This is a genomic window from Flavobacterium columnare NBRC 100251 = ATCC 23463, assembly GCF_002530675.1.
Lineage (GTDB): Bacteria > Bacteroidota > Bacteroidia > Flavobacteriales > Flavobacteriaceae > Flavobacterium > Flavobacterium columnare.
The window spans coordinates 122,167-132,425 of the sequence record NZ_PCMX01000018.1 but is presented as its reverse complement, the minus strand read 5'-3'; the positions used below and the strand labels follow the sequence as shown (position 1 = coordinate 132,425).

At 35.6% G+C, this 10,259-nt stretch carries 19 protein-coding genes; 1 reads left to right on the top strand and 18 read right to left on the bottom strand.

Features of this window, described 5'->3' with window-relative positions; genetic code table 11:
• Positions 1 to 154: 154 nt before the first annotated feature.
• Positions 155 to 310 (top strand): hypothetical protein, encoded by a 156-nt coding sequence (locus tag B0A78_RS14410; RefSeq protein WP_169859086.1) that lies wholly within the window; start codon positions 155 to 157, stop codon positions 308 to 310.
• 24 nt (positions 311 to 334) lie between these two features.
• On the opposite strand, the gene B0A78_RS03585 is transcribed toward B0A78_RS14410, so the two are convergent.
• From B0A78_RS03585 to B0A78_RS03510, 18 genes are all read right to left on the bottom strand, one after another.
• Positions 335 to 799, bottom strand: coding sequence for a DNA adenine methylase (locus B0A78_RS03585; RefSeq protein WP_123907259.1), 465 nt, complete (start codon positions 797 to 799; stop codon positions 335 to 337).
• Positions 800 to 994: 195 nt separating this feature from the next.
• Positions 995 to 1,159, bottom strand: a complete 165-nt coding sequence (locus B0A78_RS14405) for a hypothetical protein (protein WP_169859084.1) — start codon at positions 1,157 to 1,159, stop codon at positions 995 to 997.
• An 11-nt stretch (positions 1,160 to 1,170) separates the two neighbouring features.
• Positions 1,171 to 1,932 carry a hypothetical protein gene (locus tag B0A78_RS03580; RefSeq protein WP_097609393.1) on the bottom strand — a complete coding sequence of 254 codons (762 nt, stop codon included), beginning with the start codon at positions 1,930 to 1,932 and terminating at the stop codon, positions 1,171 to 1,173.
• Positions 1,913 to 2,305 carry a hypothetical protein gene (locus B0A78_RS03575; protein WP_097609392.1) on the bottom strand — a complete coding sequence of 131 codons (393 nt, stop codon included), beginning with the start codon at positions 2,303 to 2,305 and terminating at the stop codon, positions 1,913 to 1,915. Before B0A78_RS03575 ends, B0A78_RS03580 begins: the two co-directional genes overlap by 20 nt.
• A complete protein-coding gene (locus B0A78_RS03570) occupies positions 2,302 to 3,123 on the bottom strand; it encodes a hypothetical protein (RefSeq protein WP_089047037.1) in 822 nt (273 codons plus the stop codon). Before B0A78_RS03570 ends, B0A78_RS03575 begins: the two co-directional genes overlap by 4 nt.
• Positions 3,120 to 3,584: a hypothetical protein gene (locus B0A78_RS03565; protein ID WP_249030941.1), complete on the bottom strand. Its 465-nt coding sequence runs from the start codon at positions 3,582 to 3,584 to the stop codon at positions 3,120 to 3,122. The genes B0A78_RS03570 and B0A78_RS03565 overlap by 4 nt, the downstream gene beginning before the upstream one ends.
• Positions 3,574 to 4,413 carry a nucleotidyltransferase gene (locus B0A78_RS03560; RefSeq protein WP_097609391.1) on the bottom strand — a complete coding sequence of 280 codons (840 nt, stop codon included), beginning with the start codon at positions 4,411 to 4,413 and terminating at the stop codon, positions 3,574 to 3,576. The genes B0A78_RS03565 and B0A78_RS03560 overlap by 11 nt, the downstream gene beginning before the upstream one ends.
• Positions 4,413 to 4,712: a hypothetical protein gene (locus B0A78_RS03555; protein WP_097609390.1), complete on the bottom strand. Its 300-nt coding sequence runs from the start codon at positions 4,710 to 4,712 to the stop codon at positions 4,413 to 4,415. The genes B0A78_RS03560 and B0A78_RS03555 overlap by 1 nt, the downstream gene beginning before the upstream one ends.
• The gene (locus B0A78_RS03550) at positions 4,684 to 5,229 is read right to left on the bottom strand and encodes a phage holin family protein (RefSeq protein WP_088418376.1); all 546 of its coding nucleotides are present in this window, start codon (positions 5,227 to 5,229) and stop codon (positions 4,684 to 4,686) included. Before B0A78_RS03550 ends, B0A78_RS03555 begins: the two co-directional genes overlap by 29 nt.
• Complete coding sequence (locus tag B0A78_RS03545; protein WP_097609389.1) at positions 5,226 to 5,507, bottom strand: hypothetical protein; 282 nt, start codon at positions 5,505 to 5,507, stop codon at positions 5,226 to 5,228. The genes B0A78_RS03550 and B0A78_RS03545 overlap by 4 nt, the downstream gene beginning before the upstream one ends.
• Positions 5,504 to 5,992 carry a hypothetical protein gene (locus B0A78_RS03540; RefSeq protein ID WP_097609388.1) on the bottom strand — a complete coding sequence of 163 codons (489 nt, stop codon included), beginning with the start codon at positions 5,990 to 5,992 and terminating at the stop codon, positions 5,504 to 5,506. Before B0A78_RS03540 ends, B0A78_RS03545 begins: the two co-directional genes overlap by 4 nt.
• The gene (locus B0A78_RS03535; RefSeq protein ID WP_097609387.1) at positions 5,962 to 6,465 is read right to left on the bottom strand and encodes a hypothetical protein; all 504 of its coding nucleotides are present in this window, start codon (positions 6,463 to 6,465) and stop codon (positions 5,962 to 5,964) included. Before B0A78_RS03535 ends, B0A78_RS03540 begins: the two co-directional genes overlap by 31 nt.
• On the bottom strand, positions 6,462 to 7,463 hold the full coding sequence (locus B0A78_RS03530; RefSeq protein WP_097609386.1) for a hypothetical protein: 1,002 nt from the start codon (positions 7,461 to 7,463) through the stop codon (positions 6,462 to 6,464). Before B0A78_RS03530 ends, B0A78_RS03535 begins: the two co-directional genes overlap by 4 nt.
• A complete protein-coding gene (locus B0A78_RS03525; protein WP_097609385.1) occupies positions 7,456 to 8,043 on the bottom strand; it encodes a DUF6046 domain-containing protein in 588 nt (195 codons plus the stop codon). Before B0A78_RS03525 ends, B0A78_RS03530 begins: the two co-directional genes overlap by 8 nt.
• Positions 8,036 to 8,170, bottom strand: a complete 135-nt coding sequence (locus B0A78_RS14940; RefSeq protein ID WP_261764989.1) for a hypothetical protein — start codon at positions 8,168 to 8,170, stop codon at positions 8,036 to 8,038. The genes B0A78_RS03525 and B0A78_RS14940 overlap by 8 nt, the downstream gene beginning before the upstream one ends.
• Positions 8,171 to 8,226: 56 nt before the next feature.
• The gene (locus B0A78_RS03520) at positions 8,227 to 8,571 is read right to left on the bottom strand and encodes a hypothetical protein (protein ID WP_097609384.1); all 345 of its coding nucleotides are present in this window, start codon (positions 8,569 to 8,571) and stop codon (positions 8,227 to 8,229) included.
• 28 nt (positions 8,572 to 8,599) lie between these two features.
• Positions 8,600 to 8,953 carry a hypothetical protein gene (locus B0A78_RS03515; protein WP_123895752.1) on the bottom strand — a complete coding sequence of 118 codons (354 nt, stop codon included), beginning with the start codon at positions 8,951 to 8,953 and terminating at the stop codon, positions 8,600 to 8,602.
• 65 nt (positions 8,954 to 9,018) lie between these two features.
• Positions 9,019 to 10,257: a DUF2586 family protein gene (locus B0A78_RS03510; protein ID WP_097609382.1), complete on the bottom strand. Its 1,239-nt coding sequence runs from the start codon at positions 10,255 to 10,257 to the stop codon at positions 9,019 to 9,021.
• Positions 10,258 to 10,259: the final 2 nt, after the last annotated feature.

Below are 10,259 nucleotides of genomic sequence, written 5' to 3'. Positions count from 1 at the left end.
TATAATCAGCAAAACCAAAAATAAAGCTTTTTTGTAACATGGACGGCAGTAAACGGCTGGAAAAAATCACTTTATTTTTTCAATGAAATTACTGCCAAAAAGACTACGACGTGTTGTTTTTCCAACGTATACTTGCCGTGTAAAAATAAAACACATGAAAGCACAAGTACACCAATTCTTAACAAGAGACCCTAAAAATAAACGTGGGGAAATAGGTTCAATAATTAATGTAAACGATGTAGATGAAGTTTATACGTTGCTATTTAACGACGGAGTCATTGGTTTTTATTCTTTCGTAATTTTATTATAATATTAAAGCCCTTTTAAAACAACTTTAAAAGGGCTTTAATTTAACCAGCAAGCTTGTACAGCATTGTATCCGTATAACTCGCATTGTGGCGTAATTCATTGAGAATAAAATTGAGCTTGAAAGCGTAATATAATCAACATAGCCCTTGGTTTCTTCCAAACGAATGCGCTCTAAAACTTGCTCACGTGCCTCTCCTTTAATGATTTTATTATTTGGGTGATTTACCAAGATTAGCCTAATATCGTCAAGCAAAGCGTTGGTTTTATCGATGTTTGCCAGTCGCTGGCTATAGCCGTCGAAGTCATTATAAATCACAGTAGCATTTGGATAATAAGCCTTAACTGTGTGGCTTAATAATCCCGAACCGCCAAACATATCTACATAAATGGCATCCGATGGAAATTGATTTAAAGCGGGTTTAAATTGTTTCAAAAACTTTCTTTTTTGCCCCATAAATGGTAACGGAGCGGATGAAAATACTTTCTTCATTGTATTGATTTTTTTTGATTGATGATTGTTTAATTAAATTTGATGATTACCTTTGCAAACTCTCACCTTTTTAGCATAAAAAAACCACACTACAGAAGACTTTAGTCCTCCGCTGTGTGGTTTTTGCACTAAAATTAAAAGGTGAGATGTTTAATTTTGCGGAGGACTTTTTTATTTCCTTCCTCCTAAGAAATTTCACTTTACTGCATCTTGCGAAAAGATTAATCCAATTCCCGCTAATACAGCAGACAAGGCTTCAATTAATTTTGTTTTGTCATTCACGAATAGCAAAACTCCTGACACAATGGAAACGACGCCAGCGGACGTGGTTTTCCAATTTTTAAAAATTATTTTTATCATATAAATTACTTTTAGGGACAATATCCTAATCGAACAATACCCATTTTAAATAGCCCTGAAGGGCTTGAACCCGTTTTATTGTACGGAAAAACGGTAAAACCACTTAGTTCTGAAACGTTTGTAGTTAGCTCGCTTTCAAAAAGAACTTCGCTTGTTTTTTTATCTGAAATTTTTACGCTATACCCCTGTGCGCTTCGTGTTATTTGTACGTTGTATATGACATCCTTAGCAAATAAAATACCTGTGTCGATTCTTGTAATATCAGTATTTCGTTTGCTAGCTATTTGAATTATTCCATTTAAACAAAAATCAAGCCCTGTAAAGTCTGTTTCTACGCCTGTTTGTCCAATAGCAACACGCCAGCATGTGGTATTGAAAAATTCAGGCAAATAATTAATTGAAGTATCATAAACAAGGTCAACGGATAAACTTTCTCCCTCAAACAAATTAACACCTGATTCAAAAGCATTGATATTTAAACCAGTACCATAGGGAGAGTCGCTCATTAACTGAAAGTAATTAGCTCCAACATTGGCTGAATTAACAGGGTAAGAACCACCAGAGCTTACATTTGAAAAAAAAAGATTAGAAGGATATGAGGTTAACGGGATATGGTAAAACCATTGTTTAGAAGAGTTCAAATCTTTCAAATCTTTCACGTCAATTTCTTTTATAATACTATCTTTATTTCTTACCAATAGACAACTATCGGTAAGTCTTCCTTTTTCCACTTTATTAAGTTGAAGTGGCTTGTTAATAATTTGTCTGCTCATAAGTTTTATGATTTATTTTTTTGAAATTTTCAATAATTCCATAACTGGCAAGCCGTTGCGGGTCACCTTCTAAATAGGTGGCATTTATAAAATGCTCTTCGACAAATCCTACCACAAAATCGCCCGATTCTAAAACTTTATTATTAGAATTTGGCGCAACTTTGAATATTTGCAATTGCCCCACAGGTACAATTCGTGGGTTTTGCTGACTGAGTTGATTAATGGTTTGGTAAACTTGTTCAATACCATCTATTTGATTGATTGGGATTTTTTCAGACTTGTGCCAGTAGCTTTCCATCCACGCCCAAAACTGCTCCTGTGTGGGTTTTGAGCCAGTTTTAAACCAATTTCTTATAGTTTCTATTGCTGTCATAGTTCTGTGATTTCGAAATGAATTCTAATAGACTGCACTGTTGATGTAGCTTCGTACAAGCCTACTTTAAACTTGTTGGTGTCGATGATTTTGAATATAGGATTACCAGCGTCGTCGTCATTCGATATAGTGCCTAAAGATTCGACCATTAAGTTAACTTTATAATTAACTGATGGCATTGTATTCAAAAAACTTACATCGATATAATGATTACCTCCATCGACATAAGATGCTACAACAGCAGAAACACAATCCCCAAAGACAGGAAGGTTTGAGCCTACAGGCTGTCCACCTGTAATATCACCTAAAGTGAAGTACCCTTTGTTTTTAATAGGATTATTGAACGTTGGACGTTTTTCTAATTCTGTAATTCTATCAATTAATCTTTGAATTATTGTTTTGTCTGCTTTTTTGGGCAACTCTTCATTAACTGTTTTCAACTCCGACGTCAACTCAATAGTAGACTTTGGGCGTTTGAAATCAGCCCAATTAAAAGTAACTGACCCTATACCAAAAGTGGCGTAACGGATACACAAAACTTCCTTTTCTTCGCCGTTTTCAAACTCTTTTTTTATGCGGTTTTCTACGATAATAACCGTAGATGAGACATTGCCACCTCTAAACTCCAAAACTTCTCCATTAATGAAAACCACCCCATTTGAAACAAAGCCGTTAGTTTCTTCGCATCCTGAAATTATAGCAAAGTTTCCCGCTATATTGCCTAAGCTATTGAAAATACTGAAGCTTTCTTGCATATCCGCTAAAACTTCCGTTTCTAAAGGAAAGCCTCCTGACTGATTGAAATTTTGCTTATTCATATTTTTTCAATGCGGTAACGTTTGCCCGCAAGTTTGTAATAATTGATTAAAAATTTTAGTTTGTGAATGCTTTTATCCACTATTGCAGTTGGTACATATACCACAAAATCGACCCCTGTATTTTCAAACTCTGATCTGCTGTTTATAAAATCTTTCCCTAAGTAAATAGGTTTGCTTTCAGCTTTCGTATATATGTAGTTTCTTTTGAAACTTGTCCCGTCATCTATACGGATGCGCCTTTGCTGGTTGTCTAATTCGTCATTCAACACCTTCCTAAGCTTGCATCTTTGCCCGTTATGGTTTAGTTTATACCAATCCTCAAGCCGTTTTTGCTTCCAATTGTAATACACGTCGTCAATCGGTTTAATTAGGCAATGCAAAAAGGCAATCGTTTTCCGTTTTCGTAATGCTATAGGCAAAAGCAAAACCGTTAATTTTCTAAAATCGACCTCAAACCACATAACTAAACACGCTTTGATTATCTATTTCAAAATACCCCGCCATCGGGATAACCTTAACATTTATAGCTGAAAACGGCTTATAAACATTGGTGGTCAAATCCATATAACTACTTTGAATTGTGGTTATGTTTACATTTACAACCCCTTCAACCTTTCTAAGTGTTGCAATCAAATCATTAACAACCAATTCCCCATCAAAGGGTAAGTTTTTAAGGTAATTCCCCAACGCCTTTTGAACGGATTTTGCACCAGTACGAATGTTTGTTCCGTTGCCATCAATAAGAAGCGGGTCGATATATACATCCATTTTTAGCAGTAATTTATCAGCTGGATTGTTGATGATTAGCAATTTCACCCCGGCATAGCTCACCTCCTTCATGTATGCCGTGAAACTTGTAATTTCATCGTTAGTAAGCTTGCGTAAATTATCGCCTTGCTCACCAGCTACTTTCAAAATTACTTTGCTACTTTCTAAGCCTTCTTTCACAGAACAATACTTAACGATTTTAGAAGCTTCAATTTTTTCCGTCGTAGCGTTTGTGTTATCAAACTGATCGTCGTCTTGCAATAATTTAAAGCCGAATTGAAAGGCTAAAGCCATATTGCGGTACCAGCGAGCGGTGCCAGGTTTGTACTCGTAAATGGTGGTGTCGATTTGGGTTTTGTGTATGCTAAATAATTGGTCCATTGTCCAAATAGCAACCGCCACTATGTAGGCAAAAAGTCTATAAACAGCTACTTTACTTTTGCTATTTAACTCCTGCAAGTCGGGATGATTGGCTATGTTAGCCAGTATTGTGCCGTGTATTTCTTCGATGCTTCTTGCCATTATCTTACTGTAAAATCGTTTTCAATTACCATAAAGCCTATGCCTTGGGGTTCTAAAGTTTGAATTTGGGTTTGAGTTAAGGCAGTAGCGGGTTGCTCGTTTGTTGTCCTTAAATAGTTAGATACTTCTTTACTTCCATTAACCGTTGTTACGACTAGCTTATTTGACGGTTTTAACTCCTGCGTGATAGAAAGATTGTTCTGCAAAGCCAAATCAAAAAGAGTTTTCACATTGCCTGTATGCTGTATCGCTACATCGAATAAGGATTGATTACTTAAAACTATTGCTTTGCTCTCCATCTAATTCGAATTTTTTATAAAACTGTTTATTGATGATTTTAATTAGTATCGATGCGTATTTATAGCCTAAATTATTCAAGTTCTCCAATAACGATATTAGCAACTGCCAAATCATACCCAAGAGAAACACCCAGTACAACCACATAAAAGGGTCAACTTCATACCCCATTACACTTGGAAATTGTGAGTTTTTTGAAAATTGGTTCAAGATGTAAATCGGGACTAAATAGGTTGCTATTTTCAACAGCATTCGCCCAAATTTCCGACTTGAATGATTTTCACCTTTTCTAAAGGAGGCTTTAACCCCCGTGAACCACTCAAAAACGAGTAAAACAACGTAAGCCGTGAAAAAAGCGACATTAAAACCAAACAAAGTGTTTACTGAACAAAATACAAACGCTAGTAAGCTATCCAAAAGGATTATTTTTTTATCCATCGTATGCCCGAAGGTACTCTTTAAAAAATCTTTAAAATCCACAAAACCAAATCCATCTAGGATATAATTAATCGTTTTCATACATCAATTTTTAATTGACCATTAGTAAGGTCAATTCTGCAATTCTTATAATTATCTTGCTCTAACTGAATTTTTAAATCTCTTTTAAACTCAGCCTCCGAGACATTTGTTTTTAAATAATTCACTATGCCAAAACCAACCGTTGGATATTGTTTATACTCGCCTTTCACAGCTTCCAAAATATGCTCTATGTGTTGTTGGTCTGATGGTGCTGGTGAGATGTCGCCATTTACAAATAATAAATCCCCATCTTGATCTAATTCAAAATCCTTATTCATTTGAGTAAATTTTTAAACTTTTCTTTCAATTCTTCAATAAGTAATTTTGAATCTGGTGACACAGTTCCGATACCATTTGGAGTTGTAATTTTTAAATCGTTTATAGTTATAAGTAAATCATCAATTAGACTTCCTAAGCTATTTTGACCATCCGAAACTTCGACCTTATCGTTTTTAATTTGTAGATAAATAGAACCTACTTTCATTTCAACACGTTCTATTTCGCTATATCCAACTATCAACGTCTCGCTGGGCTGGTTTTCAATTTCTAGCACAATTACTTGACTGCTTACTTTTGGGACTATCTGTATAAAACTTTTCGCTTTTTGCTCCAAGGCGCTTAGGCGAACATCTACTAAATCCGCTCTTCCTTCACGTTTTACCGTGCAAGTGTTTTCTTGCACACTTTCAACTGTACCTATTGATGTGACCGCTTTTAAATGTTTAGAAACTTCTAAGGCAACGGCACGGCTAAACGCTTCCATAGTTTTACAATTTTATAAATGAGCCACAGACAAAAAACACTTGTAAAAAACTTACCCAAACTACACCACAACGTTTCCCACCAAGTGAGTGGTTTTTTTATTAACTTGGGAGGTAGTACCGCCGTTTTAACTTTCGTCTCACTGATATGCTTTTCTTTCCATTGTAAAAAAAGCTTTTGCGCTTCCTTTTTACAATCCACGGTAAGCATACCGTTTACGAGTTTTGTCCTAATCTTTAAAGGTTCTTTAAAAATTGGTTTAACATTGGCTAAATCTTTTTCTATCAAAACAGGTTTATTGTTTTGGCACTCGATAAGTGCTTTATAAAATGTACTATCAGCCTGCACTTCAATTACGGTGTCTTTAACTATGGTTTCGATTGTCTTTTGGTTTTGCTCCTGTTCAATTGGCTTTGCCGTTTTGCAAGAAAACAACAATCCCAACATTACCAATACTATTATTTTTGTTTTCATATACTTAGTTTGTAAGACAACTTACTTTGCCTTTTAAATCCGTCCGTTTCGTTCAACAATATTTTAACACTCTCTACCAAATACCTGCCGTCTCGATGCTGGTCAGGATAGTTCGGGTCTTTCAAATCAACACTATCACCATGTTGCACTAGTGGGAATGCCCAGCCGTCAATTGTACCACTATACCCACTACGTGTACGATGCTTGTGTTCGTTTTTTGCCAGTTGTTCAATGGCTTTTTGAGCCATATTTAAAGGAGCATTAATACTGATTTCATCCCCTCCCTTTTCTCCGTATTCAAAAAAGGTTTTCTCTTTCCCTTTTTTAGGCGAACTAACCTTTATCAAAAGCTTTCGTGCTTCGTTAGTTTCAAATTTCAAATCGGTAGATTTTCTAATGTTTTTTCCAAATACATACGTGTGATTTTGATGTGGTTTCAAATCAATAAGTAAACTTACAACCAGCTTATTGCCTTTGAAGTAAAACCATAAACGACAATCCTTCTTTAATTTTTCAAACACATCAAAAGGCGTGGCATTGTCTATCATAAACTTACCCAAGTCCATATCTATTACCTCGCTTTGGTAATTAGGAAGCAAAAAGCTTACAATATCTTTAAGCTTGCAACTACTAAAAGTCTTACTTTTTTTAGGCAGTTTTTTAATCTTATACATTTCATCCTCGCACTCTAAAATCAAGGGAATATCAGCGCCAATGTTAGATATATAGCCTTGAAACTCTTTGACAAGCTCACCATTGTAACCCGCTTCAATTATAACTGTATCTCCTTTATTTATAAGTTCGAAAATACTTTTGTAAGCCATTGAATCAGTTGTACCGTTTACTTTTAGATTTCGAAACTCCCTTGGGAGTTCAATTTTTGCTGTGTCTGAAAACTTATCAAGGCTTTTTTCAATTTCTATACTTTTGATCTGTGTGATAACAAGTTTTCCACCGATAGTAATTTTTATATCGATATTGTAATAATGGCTATTCATTTGGGCTTGATAAGGAGTAACTGACTTCTTTTATACTGCGAGCTGATAAATTAAATCGTACTGTATCTACAAAACCGTCCAAAGGTTCAATATGAACAGCTTGGAAATAGATACTATCAATGTTCTTGTCTAAAAATTGATTTCCCGAAACTTTTATGATATTGTTATAATCGAACAGTTTTACGAGTTCTTCAATTTTTTCTTGCGGATAAGCTCTATTTTCAATATCAATTAAAATCCCTGTGATATTTATTACCCAGTTCGATGTTCCCCAACGCTCTACTACCATGTTGTCAGAACCGCTAACTTCGGTTTCGATAAGCTTTTTCTCTTTTGAAAAATTCATCATAAGAGGCGGGGCAAAAATTCCAGTATCATCAAGCAACATCGCTCCGAATACCATTTTATTTCCATCAAACTTAAATGTAACCTCTTCTTGTGTTTCAGACTGATTATCGTAATATTCAACCTTGTACTTGTTATCTTCTTTGACAACTACTGCCTTACTTTGGAAGGCTACCCCAAAAGCGGTAGCATATCGCATGGCAAGATTTATAAGTATTGAAGCTCCATCATCCATTACCTGACATTTTAGAAATTCCTAATATTCCTTTTTCTGACAACCAGCGCACTTGCGCCCATTTGCTCGCCCAAGTTTCATCGTCTAACTCTTCGGGGAAAGGGATGTGTAAAAAGTGACTTATCATTGCGTCCACTTTGAAATACAAATCCCCATCATCTTTATAGTTTAAGCTTAATTCTTCTAGGCTCTTTCCGACTTTCCCTGTCTAATAGGCATTAGTTCTGTTAAGGCGGTGAAGGCACTGTAAAACAGTCCATCGTCTGCTAAAACTCTTTCCTTATCCGTCAAAACACAGTTTTTAACTACAATTTCCTGAGCCTTTAAAGGATCTATTCGCTCGTATTTTTGATACTGCCCAATAATTTTACGTTTAGGCACTATTGCCATTACTTCTAAGAATTCAGTTTCTTCGTCATTAGTAGGTAATGACAATTTGCGTAAATCTTGCCCGTGAGTAGCTTTTAAATTATTAATAATTTCGTCTGTTACTTTTTGAGTGCTAACTTGGTTATCTGTATGTGACATTTTTTTTTGATTTTAAAAGGTTAATAATTTATGATGCGATGTTTAAAACTACATCAAGGGCAAAAAGCTCGTACTGTTTTTCCAATCCCATATCGCCTGTAACTTCACGTCCTTCATTTTTGAATTTAGCGACCACTTTATCGACAACTATTAAATTGTATTCGTTTATAAATTCAACTGTAATAGTAAATGGTTTAATGTTTAGTAAGCTATTTCCTTGCGATGCTACCTCTAGTGGAACGGCATCGTGCATTGCTAAAGTTATCGAAGCTGACGGCGTGATTTTACCCATACTCCAAGAAGTAGCTTTAGCGCCTAAAGAATGGTTCAATTGATGCTCCTGTTCGTTACCGTATGAAATGCTTTTCACCTCGATAGGCACACCGTTAATTTTAACTTTGACGTCGGCGCTATCATACGCCTTTGAATTTCTAATTAAATCAGCCATTACACTTGTGTTTTAAGGTTAATAGTTCCTTGAATTTCTCCTATTGTCCCTTTTGGAACAATGACAAACGATACGAATAAGGTTTTTTGAACCAATAAGTCAGAATTTTTATCAACGATGGTTTTGCCGTATGAAATATTCCCCTCCTTAATCATTTGAGCAAAAACATTGTTGCCTATATCTTCTAAAGCAACTATTGTTGCTGGCGACAAAGCTCCTGTAGCTTTATCCACAAACCAGTCGGTTTTTATTTTTGGTAAATAAGCCGTTCTAAGTTTTCTAACCGCCTTGTTCATGGTTCTACCGTACGCCACTGTGTGTTCGTTAATTACTTTGTCGGCATCCATTTTTATAGGCGCACAAACGTGGTCGTTATTTATTCTTACTCCAGCTAGCCCCGTGTAATTGATTCCGAAAACAAAACCTTTATTTTCTAAGGTTTGTAAATCGGAAAAGCAGTCTATATTTAAAACATTAGAGGATAAGGCTGGTTCTAACCAAGTGTCTTTCGTTGCATCAGTAATATTGAAAAGCTCGTTATTTCCAATGTTTTGATGCACCAAAGCTTTAGATGCCACACCAAGAACAGTTCCTATATCAGCGTATTTTTTGGCTAAGCCTGTTTTTACTTTTGCGTGTTGATAGTCTTGACCTATAAACACAGTTACTTTATCGGCTTCTAAATTGGTTAAGCCTCTTAAATCGGCAACTGCCGAAGCTATTCCCGAATAATTATAGCCTTCTAAGAAAATTTGACAAGGCATATTATTATCATAACTCCATTGGTAAAGTGCCTGAGCCTTAGAAATCCCATCAATAACATTTTTTGGCAACCCATTTAACATTATTGGTACTTCGTTAGCAGGCAGATTAACGGCTATTCCTAAAAGTGAAGCATATCCGCCAGCAAAAACTAAAAGTTTTTTAGCCAATTCAGTCATTTCGGTGATGGTTTTGTTTTGCTCTACCAGCATTATATACAAAGGATTTCCCTCTTTAGCTAACCGATAATATTCGTATATATGCCTGTACACATTGACGTTATTAGTCGTGTCAAATTCAGGAGTAATACCTTTTGCCTTTGCATCATTACAATTGTAAATCACAAATGGTTTTTGATACTCCAGCCCTTGTGGAACTGGTGAAGAAACAACAAGAGCAGTAACTCCTTCCGAGTTATCAAAAATACTTGCGCCTTGCTTTCCTTTTTCTATATTGAATCCCTTTAAATCTGCCATTT